At 40.1% G+C, this 19222-nt stretch carries 14 protein-coding genes and 2 tRNA genes; 6 read left to right on the top strand and 10 right to left on the bottom strand.

Going from position 1 to position 19222, the window contains the following annotated elements:
- Window positions 1-11 precede the first annotated feature (11 nt).
- The gene (locus QX565_RS04165; RefSeq protein ID WP_289291462.1) at window positions 12-1778 is read left to right on the top strand and encodes a cadherin repeat domain-containing protein; all 1767 of its coding nucleotides are present in this window, start codon (window positions 12-14) and stop codon (window positions 1776-1778) included.
- A 95-nt stretch (window positions 1779-1873) separates the two neighbouring features.
- On the opposite strand, the gene QX565_RS04160 is transcribed toward QX565_RS04165, so the two are convergent.
- The 3 genes from QX565_RS04160 to QX565_RS04150 are packed head-to-tail and all read right to left on the bottom strand — an operon-like array spanning window position 1874 to window position 4620.
- Window positions 1874-3013, bottom strand: coding sequence for a Gfo/Idh/MocA family protein (locus QX565_RS04160; protein WP_289291461.1), 1140 nt, complete (start codon window positions 3011-3013; stop codon window positions 1874-1876).
- A 4-nt stretch (window positions 3014-3017) separates the two neighbouring features.
- Complete coding sequence (locus QX565_RS04155; protein WP_255585415.1) at window positions 3018-3989, bottom strand: FecR family protein; 972 nt, start codon at window positions 3987-3989, stop codon at window positions 3018-3020.
- 34 nt (window positions 3990-4023) lie between these two features.
- On the bottom strand, window positions 4024-4620 hold the full coding sequence (locus QX565_RS04150) for an RNA polymerase sigma-70 factor (RefSeq protein ID WP_221648986.1): 597 nt from the start codon (window positions 4618-4620) through the stop codon (window positions 4024-4026).
- A 325-nt stretch (window positions 4621-4945) separates the two neighbouring features.
- Between QX565_RS04150 and QX565_RS04145 the strand changes: the two genes are divergently transcribed.
- Window positions 4946-6367 (top strand): Gfo/Idh/MocA family protein, encoded by a 1422-nt coding sequence (locus tag QX565_RS04145; protein WP_289291459.1) that lies wholly within the window; start codon window positions 4946-4948, stop codon window positions 6365-6367.
- A 163-nt stretch (window positions 6368-6530) separates the two neighbouring features.
- Here QX565_RS04145 and QX565_RS04140 read toward each other — a convergent pair whose 3' ends face one another.
- From QX565_RS04140 to QX565_RS04125, 4 genes are all read right to left on the bottom strand, one after another.
- Window positions 6531-6818, bottom strand: coding sequence for a hypothetical protein (locus QX565_RS04140; RefSeq protein ID WP_221648984.1), 288 nt, complete (start codon window positions 6816-6818; stop codon window positions 6531-6533).
- Window positions 6819-6983: 165 nt separating this feature from the next.
- Window positions 6984-7055: transfer RNA gene (locus QX565_RS04135), tRNA-Glu, on the bottom strand.
- Window positions 7056-7116: 61 nt separating this feature from the next.
- A tRNA-Ser gene (locus QX565_RS04130) sits at window positions 7117-7203 on the bottom strand.
- Between the two features lie 144 nt (window positions 7204-7347).
- Window positions 7348-8319, bottom strand: a complete 972-nt coding sequence (locus tag QX565_RS04125) for a fimbrillin family protein (RefSeq protein ID WP_289291456.1) — start codon at window positions 8317-8319, stop codon at window positions 7348-7350.
- Window positions 8320-8722: 403 nt separating this feature from the next.
- Between QX565_RS04125 and QX565_RS04120 the strand changes: the two genes are divergently transcribed.
- From QX565_RS04120 to QX565_RS04105, 4 genes are all read left to right on the top strand, one after another.
- Window positions 8723-9169, top strand: a complete 447-nt coding sequence (locus tag QX565_RS04120; protein ID WP_289291453.1) for a hypothetical protein — start codon at window positions 8723-8725, stop codon at window positions 9167-9169.
- Between the two features lie 77 nt (window positions 9170-9246).
- Window positions 9247-10599, top strand: a complete 1353-nt coding sequence (locus QX565_RS04115; RefSeq protein WP_289291452.1) for an MATE family efflux transporter — start codon at window positions 9247-9249, stop codon at window positions 10597-10599.
- A 120-nt stretch (window positions 10600-10719) separates the two neighbouring features.
- Window positions 10720-12384 (top strand): putative transporter, encoded by a 1665-nt coding sequence (locus QX565_RS04110; RefSeq protein WP_251234979.1) that lies wholly within the window; start codon window positions 10720-10722, stop codon window positions 12382-12384.
- A 181-nt stretch (window positions 12385-12565) separates the two neighbouring features.
- Window positions 12566-14560: a fructose-1,6-bisphosphatase gene (locus tag QX565_RS04105; RefSeq protein WP_289291448.1), complete on the top strand. Its 1995-nt coding sequence runs from the start codon at window positions 12566-12568 to the stop codon at window positions 14558-14560.
- A gap of 95 nt (window positions 14561-14655) precedes the next feature.
- On the opposite strand, the gene QX565_RS04100 is transcribed toward QX565_RS04105, so the two are convergent.
- The 3 genes from QX565_RS04100 to QX565_RS04090 all read right to left on the bottom strand — a co-directional run bounded on the left by QX565_RS04100 (window position 14656) and on the right by QX565_RS04090 (window position 19191).
- Window positions 14656-15807 (bottom strand): LA_2272 family surface repeat-containing protein, encoded by a 1152-nt coding sequence (locus QX565_RS04100; protein ID WP_255585414.1) that lies wholly within the window; start codon window positions 15805-15807, stop codon window positions 14656-14658.
- A gap of 34 nt (window positions 15808-15841) precedes the next feature.
- Window positions 15842-17374, bottom strand: coding sequence for a sulfatase (locus QX565_RS04095; RefSeq protein WP_221648978.1), 1533 nt, complete (start codon window positions 17372-17374; stop codon window positions 15842-15844).
- Between the two features lie 158 nt (window positions 17375-17532).
- On the bottom strand, window positions 17533-19191 hold the full coding sequence (locus QX565_RS04090; RefSeq protein ID WP_289291446.1) for an AMP-binding protein: 1659 nt from the start codon (window positions 19189-19191) through the stop codon (window positions 17533-17535).
- Window positions 19192-19222: the final 31 nt, after the last annotated feature.

The following is a 19222-nucleotide window of genomic DNA, read 5'->3' as shown; positions in this document are numbered from 1 at the left end:
AAAATATAATTATGTCCTTAAAAAGATTTTTTATATTACTATCAGCTATACTACCGTTACTTTTTTGCGGTTGTGATGACGATGAACCTGCAAATGCAGGTAACGCCCCCAAGCCGGAGATGAACATTATTGTATCTCCGCAAAGTGGACTTTTCTATGGAGATAAGGTCTCCGTAACGGGTACATTAACAGACGAAAAGAATCTTAAAATGTATACCATTCTTTTGAAAGACGGAAATGATACAGAACTCTATCGCAAAGAGCAGATGTTATTGGGACAGAGTTTTCAAATGAATGAAACATTCTCTATCCCTCTTCCGAAAAATGCAGAAGAAGGAACTTTTAAAGTGGAGGTGATTCTGGAAAACAGCCGGAATGGAGAGGCGGTGCAAAGTTTTGATTTAACATCCTTACAAGTACCAACCTTCAATAGGTTATACCTCTTGTTGGGCAATAAGTCTGTAGTCGAATTATATCCGAACGGAGATGTATTTGAAGCTGATGAGACTTTTCCTGCCAACATAAAAGGTATTATTTCTCCAACTCCTACCAATACAGGATTATATTGGGGAACCACCAATGGAGAGATCCAGGCAATGGCTAAAGACTCCATTGTTATTGGTGGTGATATTGAAGCCTCTTGCAAAATCACATTCAATCCTAAAACTTTTGAACTGACTTTTGGAGAAAGACATGGCTGGACATCTCTTCCATCTATAGATAGTTATTATATTCTCGGTACTATTTCCGGTCACTGGCAAGATGGAGAAATAAAAGAAGAGAAAGCGAAGATGCGTATGCAAGGATATGAAAGCGGTGATTTACGTTACTATACCTGGTTCCCACCCGAAGGAGATAATGTAGAAACTGGAATGTGGGGTTCTATTGCTGCAGGAACCTTCCAGTTGAAGAAGGCCGGAGAAGATTCATTTATATTATGGAACGGTACTCAGCTCACGACTGGTTCGGCATATGATATAAGTAAGAGCTTCCCGGTTACTGCAGGTGGTGCTTTTGAAATCCGTGTATATTTTGAAGGAGATGAATGTACCAAAGTTTCTGTTATAGGTAGTGAACGTACTCTTGAATTTGCAAGTGAACAAGTAAAGGCAAATGGTGTAACTCTGGGTAATGGAATTGATTTTGCCGGCACTCAACTGCAATTAAAGAGTGGCACAAGCTATATCTATGAAGGTGAAGTTGAACTAACAAAAGGAGAGACGATTAGTTCCAATACTGTAGATTTATCGCTTTGCACTCCAAATAAAGATTTGTTCACGGGTGGTGGCAATGCAAACTGGACCTTAACAAGCTCTACCGGCAAATATTTTATTCAGATAGATGCTTTCAGTGGTAGCTCTTATGCCCGTCCGGCAAGTGGATATCCGGATGCAATCTATATGTATGGATGGAGTTGGGCACATTCGCAAACGGGTACAGCTCAGAACTGGCAGGCAGATAGCGCACTCCCGTTAGTACGCGTAGGAAACAGTTTTGTTTACGAAGGTACATGTTACGTGTTCAGTTGGGGAGGAGATATAGCATTTATACTGACAAATCCTTCCGGTGAAACAAAAATAGAATTACCGAATGCAAACTTCGATGCAAATTCTAATATACTAAACGGTAATGCAACTCATTTCACACTACCGACTGTTGAAGGATATTATAAGGTAAGTGTCGATTTGAAAGATGGAATTACTATATCAGAAGGTAATCCTGCCACAGTTACTCCTAATGGTAGCGGTAATTTTACGTTGAGATACACGCTTCAATAGGTAGCTTAATTTTTGAATAACGCTACTAATAAAGGTCCGTCGGAAACGACGGACCTTTTTAATTTTTGAAACAGTTTAGAATAAAGATTCTTTTATTATTGAAAGTAAATTGTTTTCCGCTCAGCAATTGAAGCTTTTGACCACGGAGAAACGGAAGTCCACAAAGCGAGATCGTTGAGAGTAGCCGGATAGACGAGTTTTCCTTGTAAATCAGCTTCTAATGCTTTCAACATAATATAATCCATGCCTTGATGATGCGCATCCCGCAATAGAGCATCTTCACCCCACTGTTGCCAATATAAACTTTCGTAACGTTCAATGTAGGAGAGATCAGGTTCCCAGGTTTCATCCGGACTGACACCTTCCACATAGATACGGCTATTATCTCCCTGCCATATACCTTTTGTTCCCTGTACTTCAAAATCCAAACTACGAGGACGAGGTAACGTGGTATCATGAATTAGCGAGATAAGAATTCCTTTCTCAGTTTCTATTTGAGTAGAAACAATATCTCCCATCTTGATTTCTACATTTGTATCTCCACCTAAGTCTTTTATTCGTTGCAATAAACCAGCCGACTTAGAAGCGAGCGAGGTCAAAGATTTGAAGTGATCCGTCCGATTGATACCGGCAATCATGCAAAGAGGAGCTAATCCGTGTGTCGGATAAAGATCGCCGTTTTCGCTCTGGTAGAATTTGCTTCGCCATACACTTTCTGTTTTACCACGATGACCGATGTTACCGGAATCATCTAGCAATAAAGAACGTAAGTCATGCCGGTATCCACCGCGCATATATATAATTTCTCCGAATACACCGGCATCCACCATATTGCATAAAGCCAAAATATCCCGTCGGAAAAGCGTATTCTCTAAAGGAAAAACACGACAACTTTTTTGTTCTGCCAAATCAATCAAAGGTTGATACTCGTTTAAATAAAGCCCGCCTTTTATCTCTAAAGCAACATGACACCGCCTCTCCACACACTGTATTGCATGGTGAACATGACACTGCCAGGGAGAGGTAATGAACACCAACTCCGGTTTATGCTGGTCAAGCATATTTAAATAATCTTCTTCGCCATTGTTGTAGCAAACAATTTCGGGTATATCGGTTTCTTCAATATACGGATCGGCAACTGCCATTACTTCAAAAAAAGAAGAGTTTTGTAGAAATTTTAGCAATTGTTTTCCTCGGTATCCTGCACCTATCAAAGTAGTCTTTATCTTTTCCATACGTTTATTTTCTCACTTTGACTATTTTTCGGTTTACATCAATATGGTAAGACATCTGTGGAGTAATACTATCCAATGCCGCAAGAAATTCGTTCAGACTTTCGTCGCGAAGTGTAGCTTTATAACTCATTTTCTGTAATTCCGGAGCTACCTCAAACTTATATCCGAAATGTCTTGAAAGCTCTTCTTTCTTTTCCTCCAGCGTATGCCCTTCAAAGATAATCTCTTTGCGTTCCCAGGCATAGACATGCTTTAGCGAACGTTGTTCTATCCGATAAGTTCCGGCTTGGTTGTCATATACAAAACTTTCTCCCGGCTGAAGAAACATATTCTTATTACTGCCCGCTATGCCAATCTCTACCTTACCATGTTTTAATGTAACAACTCCTTCCGGATCATTTCCATATGCCATTACATTAAAATTAGTGCCTAATACGCGGACACAATAGTTATGGGTATGCACGTAAAAAGGTTTATCTTCTTTGTGTACTACATCAAAGATTGCCTCACCTTCCAAACGTACGTTGCGTGTATTATTCCAGCCTTCCAGAGAATAGGTCAGTTTGGAGCAAGCATTCAGAAGCACTGTTGTGCCGTCCGGTAATACTGTTTTTGCTTGTTGTCCTACTTCTGTCTCTAAAGTCACCAGCCCTTGCGGCATCTTCAGCCCTGTGTAAATAGTTCCGGCTATCCAGCCACTTAGAATACACAACAGGATGATAGCTGCAGAGAACCAAACATGTTTCAAGGATAAATACTTGCCGGAAGGAGCTGATTTAGGAGTAAGACCGGTTCTTTCTGAGAATTTCTTCCACTCATGTTCAGTATCGGCTTCTTTCTTATCTTTTTCATAATTTAGATACAGATAAGAATCTTTCAATGAAAAAAGAAACTTCTGATTCTCTTTGTTATCACGCAGCCATGCTACTAATTGGCGTGTCTCATCTTCAGTAAGTTCATTCTTGAGATATTTCATAAAATAATCTTCATTGATACTAATCATCACAATATTATTTTAAAAAGTTCTTAATTAATAAGATAGTCAATAAAGGAAGATATTCCTGCATTGACTTCTTAATTTGTTTTAGTCCTTTATACAATTGATTTTCAACAGTACGAACTGACAAGTTCAGTGCTGCGGCAATCTCTTCACTTCTCATACCTTCATTCCGGTTCATTCGAAAAATGTTCTGGCACTGTTTGGGCAACTTATCAAGTGCTTCTTGATATTGTTCATTCAGATCTTTGAAATACAAATCATTTAGAATATTGCATTCTGGGGTGTAATAAGAAAGTTCCAGTTCCCTCAGTGCCACTTCATTTATATTAGAGAAATTGTTGAGTAATGAATCCCGCCGAATTTGTTTTAGGCAAAGATGCTTCATGATGCGGAATAAATAGACGCTTATTGCTTCTGGTGCATTAATCTGAGTACGATGTTCCCAAAAGGCAATGAAACATTCTTGAACAAGATCTTTTGTTTTATCCTCGTCGTGTAGAAACCCTTTGCAGAACATATACATTTTGGGATGATACTTCTTATATAACCATTCAAAAGATGCTGTGTCCCCTTGCTGTATCTTAGAGAAAAGCATGCGTTCTTCCATACTTGCCTCCTTTCAGAAATAATAGTTTTATAATAGACATACCTGAATTATTTAAGTTCATAAAAGAATAGAACCTAAGCATTAAAAAGAAGTCTTCAAATATAGATAATTCTACATTGTCTACCAAGAAAAAGAACGAATTTATAGCCTACTCACATCATTTTGAAAGCCTTTTGAAGACTCATATAAGTCAAAGTGTTAATTAATATTTTATTTTTATATTCCTGTGAGTATTTTAATTACTCAATAGCTCTTTTAAAATATAAACCTTAGAGCATAAAAGAAGAAAAGAAGTATTAATTATCAATCTCCCAATTTTATTATCATGAAAAAATACATTCCGTTGACTATTATACTTGTAGTTGTTTGCATAGCGGCAGGTTTGTTTCTCACTGCAAATATGCAAAAAGAGGGAAAGGATGTCAAGTCTCTTGTTATATTTACTCCTGAACGCCCTTTCGGGCAGCAAGATGTTATTGGGTTAACTTGTCCTCCTATTAAAACTGTACGTATTGGATTTATCGGATTAGGTTCACGAGGTAGTGAAGCCATCCGGCGTTTTACTTACCAAAAAGGAATCGAAATAAAAGCACTATGTGATCTACATCAATCGAAAGTAGATAGTTGCCAACAAATGCTTCATCAGGCCGATATGCCTGAAGCAACTGAATACTATGGTAGTGAGGATGCCTGGAAACAAATGTGCGAAAGACCGGATATCGACCTTATTTATATAGCTACTGATTGGCTGCATCATACCTCCATGATGGTTTATGCTATGGAGCATGACAAGCACGTAGCTTGCGAAGTGCCTGCAGCCATGAGTTTGGAAGAGATATGGGAAGTCGTAAATACAGCAGAACGTACTCGAAAGCACTGTATGATGTTGGAGAACTGTGTATATGATTTCTTTGAGATTACAACTCTGAACATGGCACAACAAGGACTATTTGGAGATATTACCCATGTAAAAGGTGCTTATAATCATTGTTTGCAAGATTACTGGGGAGACTACAATGCAGACTGGCGTATGCAATACAATCTCAATAATAGGGGAGATGTGTATCCCACACATGGTATGGGCCCAGCTTGTCAGCTACTCGATATTCATCGTGGTGATCGGATGAAATATTTGGTGGCAATGGATAGTGATCCTCTCTCTTTACCTCAGTATTTGAAAGAACATGGAAATAGTGAAGATGCACAAAAGGTGAAAAATGGAGAAGTCACGCTTACCTTAATACGTACGGAAAAAGGAAAGACAATTCAGATTGAGCACAATGTAGCTTCGCCACGTCCTTACAGTCGCTTATACCAACTCACAGGTACTAAAGGATTTGCCAATAAATATCCGGTGGAAGGCTATGCATTGAATAACGGTGATTTGCCTTCGGATATTACAAACGGGCAAAATTTTACTGCTCATGAGTATATGCCCGAAGAAATAAAGAACCGGTTAATGAATCAGTATAAAGATCCTATTGTCAAAACCATGGAAGCACAGGCTAAAGAAGTAGGTGGACACGGTGGTATGGACTTCATCATGGATTCGAGATTAATCTATTGTCTGCATCACGGATTACCATTAGATATGGATGTTTATGATCTTGCAGAATGGTGTTCACTAATTCCTTTGACTAAACTTTCGATAGAGAACGGATCTGTCCCTGTAGAGATACCGGATTTTACAAGAGGGAACTGGAATAAAATACAAGGATATCGGCATGCATTTATAAATTACAAATAAGAATCATTTATGTGAATTATTTTCTAAATAGAGCTATAACGTGTTCTGATAAGCAGTAATTGATACTGTTTGCAAAAGCATGAAGTTAGTTGACGTAAATCAATGGATCGGGTGGAAAAGGCATTCCCCCCCTTTCCTAATAATCATTATTTTATGAGTAAATCTATTTGCCGCTAAAAAGATAAACAAATATCCCTATTAATAGGATAGCTAAAGCTACCCAACTTTGCCACGTGAATTTTCCTGGGTTATCTTTTATTATATCTTCTACTTGTGCTTCTGTTTCTTTGTTTTTCTGTAGTTCGGGATATTTTGTTCGTAAATCATACTTCATCATTTCTTTTATGTCTTTGATATCTGAGGACATCTGAAAGAATTTAATAACCATTACTAACTGGGCTATTATTGCTATAAGCCATATGATCCAAAAAATCCATATTGTTTGTTCCATAGTATTATGATTTTATCATTTTTAATTCTGTAGATATTTTCTTACTAAATAATTACTACAAATTTAGTTAATACTTTTTGAAAACTGCTATTAAATGGGAATTAAAAAATAAATATAATAAAAAAAGCAGCTACAATGAATTGTAACTGCTTTATCATTAGTTAGTAGTGGGTACGAGAATCGAACTCGTATTACATGCGTGAGAGGCATGTGTCCTAACCGTTAGACGAACCCACCGATTTTAGATTTAAAAAGAGCCAAGTCTTAATAACTTAGCTCTTTTTTTGTTGAGATTAAGCGGAAGCTGCGAGATTCGAACTCGCGGTACGGTTACCCGTACGTCAGTTTAGCAAACTGGTGGTTTCAGCCACTCACCCAAACTTCCTTGAACCCGCATTCTCTCTCAAATGCGGTGCAAAGATAGAAGGAAGTTTTGAACTATGCAAACCTTTCTGCAAGATTTTTTTCTACTTTTTCTTCCACATATCGTTAATTGGCTATGTTTCAAATGTTAAACGCGAAAACTTTTTTAGTCCGGTTTTTGTAATGGATAAAGAGGTTTACCAGTTTCGTCTACTTCGGTCCAACCTAATACTTCAACATTAGGAAATGAAACAGAATTTCCATCAATCACTGCACTGAATACGTAAGAATCTCCTCCTGCCAACTCTCCGTTGGGTAAAAGAACGTTTACGTTATAGGTACGTGGAGTATTTTCGCCATCTGCCAGTATTTGTAGGGTCAGCGGCATCGCTGTATTGGTTTTTAGTGGAAGCATGATATATTGAGCTGTGAAACCATTGATTCCCATATTGGCTGTTTCGGTACTGTACGTTGTAGACGGAGTTATTTCTCCGGTAATCATATCCATAGTAGCACCCGGGGTTGTTGGAGTGATGGAAGCTGATACCAGTTTGTCTAGTTTTATTCCGCTACCGGCAGAGATGTTGAATACTATCTGGGTGGCACAGTGTTGAAAAAGAACAGGCATGCTCACTTGTGTACTCGTAACGTCCTGTAATTTGTTACTTGCCCACAAATAATCTACTCCGTTGGTCAAAGGCTCTGAACGCTCGTTGATGAATTTAGCAGAAGTCGTAGAAGCGTTGTTAGAGATGGCGTAGAAATAATAAACGCCATTGGGCAGATACATTTTATATCCTTCTACCCCGGTTAGTACGCCTACAGTAGCAGTGGTATAGATACCCTCGGCAGAAGGAGTTTCAAGTGAAGTAACTGGTGATTTGAATGCGTATATGGAACTTGTTATTCCTTTACGCATCGGTGAAAGAGAGCGTGTCATATTTCTACTCTCTATAGAAGCATGAAAAGTGATTAATGCTTTTTGATCCGGAGTTCCTGTTCCGTTATCAGATTGGCCTTCTTCTGTCCCATTTTCGCCAATATTGATATTGATTGAGTCTTTGGAACATGCGGTGAAAAATAAAGTAGTGCATGTAAGTATTGTCCATGCAGCAGCTTTTACAAAATAGATTTTCATAATTAAGTGTTTTAGAATGAATGATTTTCCTATATACACTTAAAAGGAGATTTTGTTCAGAACAGGAGGGAAGAGGATAGCAATTAAAATAAGAGCATAAAAAAAGGCTATCTATCCCAGACAGCCAATCTTTTTGTTAACCTTAAATCTAATACTATGAAAAACACAGTACAAAGATACATGCTTCTGGGAAAATAGCAAACTTTTGAGGCTTAATAGCTTGATTTATAACATGAATTAAGAAGTTTGGTGTCGATGTTAACGTTTGGTAGTAAAAAGGTGAGATTTCCCTCTAAGGATTAGGCTATTCCCTTATTGAATGTAGGATTTTTCTTTTGGGCTCAATCGAACGTTTGCCTACTTTTGTTTTATGCAAAAACACATAAAAGAAAGGAAAAAGATTATGAAAACGAAAGCTTTTAAATATTTGAAACTGGTATTGCTGACCTTTGCTATGGTTAATCTAACAGCCTGTGAGATTGAAATAGATGGTTTTTATGATGATGACGATATTGGCGGTAGCTATTATAATAAGTCACGTGATCTGTGCAGTCGTACCTGGGTGAGAACTTACTATAATATGGATGGTTATTACTGCCGGCAGGAGATTGATTTTTATCTGGATAGGAGGGGAGTGGATTACATTCGTATACAGTATCCTGATGGAAGAATACGGGAGGATGAATATCGTTTCAATTGGAACTGGGAAAATGCAGTACAGTCATCTCTTCGCATGGTATATGGCCCGAATGATGTGTCTTATCTCGATGAAGTAAATCTTTGGGGGAATCGCCTTGAAGGATATCTGGATGGATGGGATAACTATGTAGTCTATAAAGGCAGGCTCTAACTTATTTGATATAAATCAACTCTCGGTTTCGTTAAAATTGAATACCTTTGCACCCCGAAATTCAGACGAGGTAAAAAGTGACACACAAAATTCAGCAGGAGAGTATTAAGAAGAGGCTGGCCAAGCTGGCTGCTCCTATCTTTATAGAAACGCTGCTTATCATGATGCTTGGTGCAGTAGACACTATCATGTTAAGCCGTCATTCCGATAACAGTGTTGCTGCCGTAGGGGTAGTCAATCAAATTATAATGCTGACGTTCCTGGTATTTGAGGTAATCAATCTGGGAACGTCCGTTTTATGTTCACAATATTTAGGTGCGAAGCTCGAAAAAAAAGTGGTACAGGTTGTTGGAGTATCACTGTTAGTGAATCTGGTTGTAGGAGGAATAATCAGTCTTTTTCTTTATTCAATGAATACAACCATACTCGGTTGGATGGGGCTTGGTCCGGAACTAATGGCAGATGGTGCAGAGTATATGCGTATTGTTGGCTCGTTTGCTTTCTTTCAGGCTATATCTCTCACCTTATCGGCATCGCTTCGTAGTGCTAATAAAGCTATTTATCCGATGTTGGTCACAGTGGTTGTCAACATTATCAACATCATTGGGAACTATTCATTGATTTTCGGTAAGTTTGGTTTTCCGGAATTAGGTGTGGAAGGAGCTGCTATCTCTACGGCATTCAGCCGGGGAGTAGCAATGGTAATTCTGTTCATAATTCTTTTCCGCAAACATATTCATCGTTTTCCGCTTGTCTATTTACGTCCTTTTCCCTGGATAGAACTGAAAAATCTGATGAAAGTAGGTTTACCTTCGGCGGGTGAACAGTTATCTTACAGCTCTTCGCAGGTAGTCATAACATTCTTTATTAATATGCTGGGAGTAGAAGCGTTGGCAACGCGAACTTATTGTGTTAATATCATCATGTTTGTATATCTTTTCAGTATATCAATGGCACAGGGAGGAGCTATTTGCATCGGTCATCTGATAGGAGAAAAGAAACCTCATGCTGCTTTTCTGCTGGGAAAGTATGTGATGAAAAAATCGGTGATGATCACTTTTATTCTCTCTTGTATCCTTGCTGCTTCCGGACATACTATTTTGGGGTGGTTAACGACCAATCCGGAGATTATTCGTATGGGAGTTATCGTGCTGGTTATAGATACCGTACTGGAAATAGGGCGTCCTATCAATATTTTTGCTACCAATGCTTTGCGTGCAGCAGGCGATGTGAATTATCCTTTTTACGTCGGTTTGGTTGTAATGTGGACTGTGGCAGTAGGCGGAGGTTATCTGTTTGGAGTTCATTGGGGTTGGGGTTTGTGTGGTATGTGGGTGGCCTTTTTGCTGGACGAAAACATTCGGGGTATCATCTTTGTTCGTCGTTGGTACAGTATGAAATGGATACACAAAAGTTTTGTACGCGCATAAATAGTTTCTATCTTTGCAAAAATTAATGTGCCAATATGCCAATGTATCGATATGCCAATTACCATGTGGTATGTTACAGTGCTGTCAATTGACACATTAGCACATTGAATAATTATATTTATGGAATGGTTATATAGTCTCTTCATCGAGCATTCAGCCTTGCAGGCCGTAGTTGTTATCTCGCTTATATCTGCCATCGGGCTGGGATTAGGCAAAATACACATCTGTGGTATATCTCTTGGAGTGACTTTCGTGTTTTTTGCAGGTATCTTTGCCGGACATTTCGGACTATCAGTTGATCCGCAGATGTTGAATTATGCCGAGAGTTTCGGACTTATCATCTTTGTTTATGCATTGGGCCTTCAGGTGGGTCCCGGCTTTTTCAGCTCTTTTCGTAAAGGTGGTATCACTTTGAATATGCTGGCCCTTGCCGTAGTGCTTTTGGGCACCCTGCTTACGGTGTTATGCAGTTATACAACAGGTGTCTCTTTACCTAATATGGTTGGTATCCTTTGTGGGGCCACTACTAATACTCCTGCTTTGGGAGCAGCACAACAAACCTTAAAACAGATGGGACTGGAGAGTAGCACTCCTGCTTTGGGCTGTGCAGTTGCTTATCCATTGGGGGTAATAGGAGTGATTCTTGCAGTGTTACTTATCCGGAAGGTATTAGTGCGTAAAGAGGATCTTGCCATCAAAGAGAAAGACGATACTAACAAAACTTATATTGCTGCTTTTCAGGTACACAATCCTGCTATTTTCAATAAAAGTGTCAAGGATATAGCTCATATGAGTTATCCTAAATTCGTCATATCCCGTTTGTGGAGAGACGGTAATGTGAGTATCCCTACCTCTGAGAAGATTCTGAAAGAGGGTGACCGTCTGTTGGTTATAACCTCTGAAAAAGATGTATTGGCTCTGACTGTACTGTTTGGGGAACAGGAAAACACTGACTGGAATAAGGAAGATATCGATTGGAATGCTATTGACAGCCAGCTTATTTCGCAACGTATTGTGGTAACCCGCCCCGAACTGAACGGCAAGAAACTCGGTTCACTTCGTTTGAGAAACCATTATGGAATCAATATCAGCCGTGTTTACCGTTCGGGTGTACAGTTACTTGCTACCTCTGAACTTACTTTGCAACTTGGTGACCGTCTGACAGTAGTAGGCGAGGCAGCTGCCATTCAGAATGTGGAAAAAGTATTGGGAAATGCCGTAAAAAGTTTGAAAGAGCCCAATCTGGTGGCTGTGTTTATTGGTATCATATTAGGATTGGCTCTTGGGGCTATTCCAATTTCTATTCCCGGTATTAGTGCTCCTGTGAGACTGGGATTGGCAGGTGGACCTATCATTGTTGGTATTCTGATTGGTACGTTCGGCCCGCGTATGCACATGATCACTTATACTACCCGCAGTGCCAATCTGATGCTTCGTGCATTGGGGCTTTCCATGTATCTGGCTTGTCTGGGGCTTGATGCCGGTGCACATTTCTTCGATACGGTATTTCGTCCTGAAGGGGCGTTGTGGATTGGTCTGGGTGCCGGATTAACCATTATTCCTACCGTAATTGTTGGCATGTTTGCTTTCAAGATAATGAAAATCGATTTTGGCTCAGTCTCTGGTATGTTATGCGGAAGTATGGCAAATCCGATGGCATTGAATTATGTGAATGATACTATTCCGGGTGATAATCCGTCTGTAGCTTATGCCACGGTATATCCGTTGTGCATGTTTTTGCGTGTCATTATTGCTCAGATATTACTCATGTTCTTGTTGAGTTGAAAATCTTATTTAGTTGAAAATTGAAAATTGAAAGTTGAAAATTGGCTGCGCTGTGAAGTTTGTATATAGGCTTTAAAATAAACAAATAAGTAATTTAAATCGTAAAATCGTAAATTGTCAACGTACCTATGTGTTATGGATTAATAATGGTCATGACCGTAGGGAATAAATCGTAAATATCATGACTGCCCAAAGTAATATAACCCCTGAAAGTATTGTAAGCGACCTGCGTTATTTGCAGTTGTTGTCACGTAGTTTTCCTACTATTGCTGATGCCAGTACGGAGATAATTAATCTCGAAGCCATTCTGAATCTACCGAAAGGTACAGAACACTTCCTGACAGATATTCATGGTGAATATGAGGCTTTTCAACATGTATTGAAAAATGCATCGGGTGCAGTGAAGCGAAAAGTAAATGAGATTTTTGGTAATACCCTGCGTGAATCAGAAAAGAAAGAGATCAGTACACTGATTTACTATCCTGAAGAGAAATTGCAACTGGTCAAAGCTCGTGAGAAAGACCTTGACGACTGGTATTTGATCACTCTTAACCAATTGGTAAAGGTATGCCAGAATGTATCTTCCAAGTATACCCGCTCCAAAGTACGTAAGTCTCTACCTAAAGAATTTTCTTATATCATTCAGGAGTTATTGCACGAATCGAGCATTGAACCCAATAAACATGCTTATATCAATGTCATTATCAGTACTATTATATCTACCAAACGTGCCGATGATTTTATTATAGCTATGTGCAATCTGATTCAGCGTTTGACTATCGATTCGTTGCATATTGTCGGTGATATTTACGATCGTGGACCCGGCGCACATATCATTATGGATACGTTGTGCAACTATCATAACTTTGATATTCAGTGGGGTAACCATGATATTCTCTGGATAGGAGCTGCATCAGGCAATACGAGCTGTATGGCAAATGTGATTCGTATGTCCATGCGTTATGGCAATCTGGGTACACTTGAAGATGGATATGGCATTAATCTTTTACCACTGGCAACCTTTGCTATGGATACTTATGCCGATGATCCCTGTACTATTTTTGCACCGAAAATGAATTTTGCTGATTCGGCATATAATGAGAAGACATTGCGTCTTATCACGCAGATGCATAAGGCCATTACAATTATACAGTTTAAGCTGGAAGCGGATATTATTAATCGTCGCCCGGAGTTTGGTATGGAGAACCGGAAGCTGCTGGAGAAGATTGATTTCGAGCGGGGCGTATTTGTCTATGAAGGTGTGGAATATGAGATGCGTGATACTAATTTCCCAACCATAGATCCCAAAGATCCATATCGCCTGACCGATGAAGAAAGGGAACTGGTAGATAAGCTGCATTATTCGTTTATGAATAGCGAGAAGTTGAAGAAACATATGCGTTGCCTGTTTACGTATGGAGGGATGTATCTGGTGTGCAATTCCAATCTTCTGTATCATGCTTCTGTTCCTCTAAATGAAGATGGTAGCTTCAAGCATGTAACTATTCGCGGGAAAGAATACTGGGGCAAGAATCTGATGGATAAGATTGATCAGTTAATCCGTACGGCCTATTTTGACGAAGACGAGGATGGTGACAAGCTTTTTGCGATGGATTACATCTGGTATATGTGGTGTGGCCCCGATGCTCCTTCGTTCGATAAAGATAAGATGGCTACTTTTGAACGTTATTTTATAGCTGACAAAAAGCTGCATAAGGAAAAGAAAGGGTATTACTATACTTTGCGTGATAATGAGAAGATATGTAACCAGATACTTGAAGAATTTGGTGTGACAGGCGTGCATACACATATCATTAACGGACACGTACCGGTGAAAACCATTAAAGGCGAACAACCAATGAAAGCCGGAGGAAAGTTACTTGTGATTGATGGAGGCTTCTCAAAAGCCTATCAGCCGGAAACTGGTATTGCCGGATATACATTGGTATATCACTCTCATGGTTTACAGCTGGTGCAACACGAGCCCTTTCAGTCTACACAAAAAGCCATAGAAGAAGGACAGGATATCAAATCAACCACTTTTGTAATTGAATTCAATTCTCAGCGTATGATGGTAAAAGATACGGATAAAGGGAAGGAATTGGTTACGCAGATTCAGGATCTGAAAAAACTGTTGGTGGCGTATAGGACGGGGTTGATTAAGGAAAAGCAATAAATAGTGATAAGTGATTTAGTGATAAGTGATTAGTGGGCTGCGCTGTATCAACGATTGCGCAGCCCACTAATCACTTATCACTAATCACTTATCACTTAAAACAATACGATTCCTGCTTCTGCAATCACCCCTTTGTCATATGTGATGTCTTTATTGTAGTAACGGCTGCCACCATAACCACCGGAGGCAAATATGCCGAATTTCTTTGTAATCTGATATTCCAGATTTAAACGGGCCTGTAGTCCGTAGAGGCGTGCCGGAATACCGTAATCTTTGTTTTTGAATGTTTCAATGTGTTGATATCCTAAGTCGCCGCTAATTGTCAAGTCTTTGCAGAGAGGTAACCAAATACCACCCCGATAGAATAATGCTGCAGAGAATTTATCACTGAAATCCAGATAATACGTTCCGGCACCTATAATGGTATAAAACAGTTTATTTTTGAATCGGGCACCTATATTGACCTTCGTTGCGTTACCTCCAAAGATCAGCATTTGTACTTTTGTGTCCGGATTGGCATTGACAAGTCCCAATTGGAATCCCTTCATTTCATTTTTATAGTAATTCACTAATCCAATCTGTACCCCTTTGGCTTTGGTTGCGTAATTTCCCAATCCAATCTGTACACCGTTCATTCGTGATGCCACTATGTTGGCGAGTCCGGATATTTGTACGCCATTCAGGTGTTCACCTATCACATTCAGTAAACCTCCTGCTGTTACTCCGCTGAAAGTAGCGCCTGTGATATTGGCAAGTCCTGCCAGGTGTACACCACTTGCTCCGTCTCCCGATATATTCATAATACCGCTTGCCATCACGCCGGATGTATTGTCTCCACTGATGTTCGTCATTCCGGATAGCATGACACCTTTCGATTGATTACCTGCAATGTTGACAAGACCAGTGGCGGATAATCCCATCATATTGTTTCCGTTGATGTTACTAATACCCGATAATTGTATGCCGCGCATACTTCCGCCTACCATATTGGCAAGTCCGGAGAATTGTATACCGTTCATATTACCACCAATGACACTGCCAAATGCATTAAATCCTACTCCGTTCAACCTATTCATGGTGGAAAGGATCCCCAGGTTAAAATAGGTTGTCTGTGCACTGTCAGCCGGTTGGGTGCTGATCCCTTTCCATACAGACAAATTAATGCCTGCACTTTTGTTTTGAGCGGAGGCTATGCCTGTGACTATGAAAAGTAGTGAAAGAGGTAGAAAAAATATTCTTTTATTCATCTGTTTGTCTACTAATTTTAAGGGTGAATACATCTTATTTTACTTCATCCGGCCAAGGTGCCAATTGTTGAGTTTTACGTAATACGGGGCGTTGTGCATCAACAGAACGGAGGTAGTTGCTTAATTTCTCTGCCAACTGTTTCGTGATGCATGGCTCTTTTGCTGCCAGATCCTGTTTTTCACTAATGTCATTGGCTATATTGAATAACTCCCGTTTACCGGAGTCAAAATAGTAGACCAGCTTCCAGTCTCCCGAACGAATGGCACACGTTGCCCCGATTCCCGGTCCCGAAGGTCCCCAGCTGTGTGGATAATGCCAATAGATATCCCTATCCTGCACTTTGCCTTTTTCAGTAAGAAGAGGTACAAAGCTGATACCATCCCGTTGCTGTATCGTCTTATAGTCCGATACACCAGCTATTTCCAATATGGATGGAAAGAAGTCTTCGATCATCAGGTAGTGATTACATTTACTTCCGGGTTTAACTTTACCGGGCCAACTGACAATCATTGGTTCACGAACCCCTCCTTCATAAGCAGAGCCTTTACCACTGTTGAGTGGATAGTTCTGCACATGGAGTTGCCCTGCGCGTGTATGCGCAGCCAGTCCGCCATTGTCTGACATAAAAAGAATAACGGTATTTTCTTTCAGATTGTTCTTTTCCAGATAGTCCATCAGGTCACCGAGGCTTTTATCCATCCCTTCTATAAGAGTAGCATAGGCAGCTTCTACCGGAGGCAATCCCTTATCGAGATACTTCTGATAGAAACGCAGATCAGGTTGTATAGGCGTGTGTACGGCATAATGAGCCATATACAGGAAAAATGGCTTGTCACTCTTCTGTGCATTATCCAGAGCTTTTTCTGCTTCTAGTGTGAGTGCTTCGCTCAGAAATGTATCTGTACCGTGATATTTTTCCAGACCTGGTACGGCAGCCAACGGGCTTTTATCATCGGGCTTGTTTCCAAAGTTCTCTTTACCGTAATAACTTGCAGGGGAACCTGCGGCATGTCCGGCTATATTCACTTCAAATCCCATTTTCAGCGGATCTTCACCCGGAGTATCATTTGCTCCGAAATGAGCTTTCCCACAGTGAATAGTGTGATAACCGTTGTCTTTCAGAACTTGCGCCAGCGTGGTGACTTGAGTTGTTCGTTCTATTCCCGGTTCTTGGCAAATGCCATTTACATTCCATTCCGGATATATCATAACGGAGTCCGGTTGCTCATGCGTTGTGTTTTTGCGCAGTGTCCAACTGGTTACCCGGTGATGTGCTGCATTCATACCTGTAAACAAACTGACACGGCTTGGAGAGCTGATACTGCAAGCGTAGGCCTGTGTAAACATCATACCCTGTGCCGCCAAACGCTCCATATTGGGCGTTTCATAAATATTATTATAATGTGTACGCTGTGTCCAAAAGGGAAGAGAGGTGTCCTGCCATCCCATGTCATCTACCAGAAACATAATAATATTAGGATGTTTCTGATTTTGTGCTGCATGAACATCGCTACTAATGCTTAACGCCGGGAGTATGGCTGCGGATAGTAATAGTTTGTTTCTCATAATGCTGACAATCTTAAATTAAGGAACGATTAGGAGATTTACTATTAGACGATTTAGTATTTACGATTGAAGTTACACTATGCAAACTAATTTCAATCGTAAATAGTAAATCGTCTAATAGTAAATCTCCTAATCGTTCAATCGTAAATCTTTTTTTCTTATCCTTTTGCTTCCTGATACAGGAATCTCTTGATTGATTTCTTCGGAGTTTTCTCGAACTCTTCCGGATATATTTTCATTTTTGAAATCTGGCTATATGCCGGCAACATGGCATTCAGTGCAACGCGGTTTTCTTCCATTACGCGTTCCATATCTTCATTTTTCAAGCCATGTGCAAAAGCTTCGTCGAAGTCGGGATATACCAGACCCACTAATTTCTCATTTTGCTGCACGATGATACTTTCCGATACGTAAGGCAGATTGTTCAACTTGTCTTCAATCTCCTCAGGATAGATATTTTGTCCGCTTGGACCTAATAGCATATTCTTACTGCGACCTTTGATCGTGATATTTCCTTCGGCATCTTCCAAAGCAAGATCACCGGTATGCAACCAGCCATCCTTATCAATTACTTGTTCGGTAGCTTCTTCATTTTTGTAATATCCCAGCATTACATTGGGACCTTTGCAAACAATTTCTCCCGGTATGTTTTCAGGATCCGATGAAAGAATTCTCACATCCATACGGGGCGCAGCTTTTCCACATGAACCCGGTTTGAAATATTTCCAATCCTCGTAACAGATGATCGGACCACATTCTGTCATTCCATAGCCCACTGTGTAGGGGAACTCAATCATCTTGAGAAATTGCTCCACTTCCTGATTGAAAGCGGCACCACCCACAATCACAGCTTCAAAGTTGCCCCCAAAGGCCTGTATCATCTGTTCGCGTACTGTTGCCTTGATCTTATCATTAATAACAGGTACTTTCAGCAATAGCTTCATGGTGGGAGTTTCCAGTTTAGGCAAGATATTCTTCTTTATAATCTTTTCGATGATAAGTGGTACAGCTACTACCAGATTGGGTTTCACCTCTGCAAATGCTTGGAAGATAATTTTGGGACTTGGCATCCGGGTAAGGAAGTAGATTTGGCAACCTACGGAAAATTCATACAGGAACTCAAATGCCAGCCCGTACATATGCGCCATTGGCAGCATAGATACAATCTTGTCACCCGGTTTTAACGTTAGCACTTCAAAACCGAATTTGGTATTTGACCACAGGCTACGGTAGGGGAGCATTACCCCCTTCGAATAACTTGTTGTTCCGGATGTATAGTTGATAACCGCCAGCTCTTCGGGCTGGTCTTTGTGATATTCTACATGTTCTTTTCGGAAGTTCTTCGGGTATTTCTTGCCGAATAATTCGTTCAGATGTTCGCGGGCGTATGTCAGTTTTTCACTGCGTGTTACCAGCAGGGTGAAGTCTGTCATCATCAGGATACCTTCGAGTAGTGGCATAGCCGATTCATTGAGGTTTTCCCATACCATATCGCCAACGAAAAGGAGTTTGGCTTCAGAGTGATTGACTATGTTGTGTACATTGTCTGCTTTGAATTCGTGCAGAATCGGTACAATTACTGCACCGTAGGTTAATGTAGCAAGAAAAGTGACTCCCCAGTGAGAGCTGTTTCGTCCGCAGACGGCTATCTTGTCTCCTTTTTGAATACCGCTTTCTTCAAAGATGATATGCAGCTTTTCAATCTTGCGGGCTACGTCTTTATACTGTAGGGTGGCTCCCTTATAATCTGTCAGGGCATCCAGGTCCCAGTTATTCTTGATACTGTTTTCAATGTAAGCTATAAAACTTTGTTCCATTGTTTTTTGCACATTTGGTATTAAATTGTGC

It is taken from the genome of Bacteroides sp. 41_26 (assembly GCF_949740115.1).
In the GTDB taxonomy this organism is placed as follows: domain Bacteria; phylum Bacteroidota; class Bacteroidia; order Bacteroidales; family Bacteroidaceae; genus Bacteroides; species Bacteroides nordii.
The sequence above is the reverse complement of the archived record's forward strand: the minus strand, read 5'-3'. Positions and strand labels throughout refer to the sequence as shown.

Bases quoted from the DNA above. Each gene is read 5' to 3' on its own strand.
- QX565_RS04165 (WP_289291462.1), top strand. From the start codon at position 12: ATGTCCTTAAAAAGATTTTTTATATTACTATCAGCTATACTACCGTTA.
- QX565_RS04160 (WP_289291461.1), bottom strand. From the start codon at position 3,013: ATGGAAAAGATAAAGACTACTTTGATAGGTGCAGGATACCGAGGAAAA.
- QX565_RS04155 (WP_255585415.1), bottom strand. From the start codon at position 3,989: ATGAAATATCTCAAGAATGAACTTACTGAAGATGAGACACGCCAATTA.
- QX565_RS04150 (WP_221648986.1), bottom strand. From the start codon at position 4,620: ATGGAAGAACGCATGCTTTTCTCTAAGATACAGCAAGGGGACACAGCA.
- QX565_RS04145 (WP_289291459.1), top strand. From the start codon at position 4,946: ATGAAAAAATACATTCCGTTGACTATTATACTTGTAGTTGTTTGCATA.
- QX565_RS04140 (WP_221648984.1), bottom strand. From the start codon at position 6,818: ATGGAACAAACAATATGGATTTTTTGGATCATATGGCTTATAGCAATA.
- QX565_RS04125 (WP_289291456.1), bottom strand. From the start codon at position 8,319: ATGAAAATCTATTTTGTAAAAGCTGCTGCATGGACAATACTTACATGC.
- QX565_RS04120 (WP_289291453.1), top strand. From the start codon at position 8,723: ATGAAAACGAAAGCTTTTAAATATTTGAAACTGGTATTGCTGACCTTT.
- QX565_RS04110 (WP_251234979.1), top strand. From the start codon at position 10,720: ATGGAATGGTTATATAGTCTCTTCATCGAGCATTCAGCCTTGCAGGCC.
- QX565_RS04105 (WP_289291448.1), top strand. From the start codon at position 12,566: ATGACTGCCCAAAGTAATATAACCCCTGAAAGTATTGTAAGCGACCTG.
- QX565_RS04100 (WP_255585414.1), bottom strand. From the start codon at position 15,807: ATGAATAAAAGAATATTTTTTCTACCTCTTTCACTACTTTTCATAGTC.
- QX565_RS04095 (WP_221648978.1), bottom strand. From the start codon at position 17,374: ATGAGAAACAAACTATTACTATCCGCAGCCATACTCCCGGCGTTAAGC.
- QX565_RS04090 (WP_289291446.1), bottom strand. From the start codon at position 19,191: ATGGAACAAAGTTTTATAGCTTACATTGAAAACAGTATCAAGAATAAC.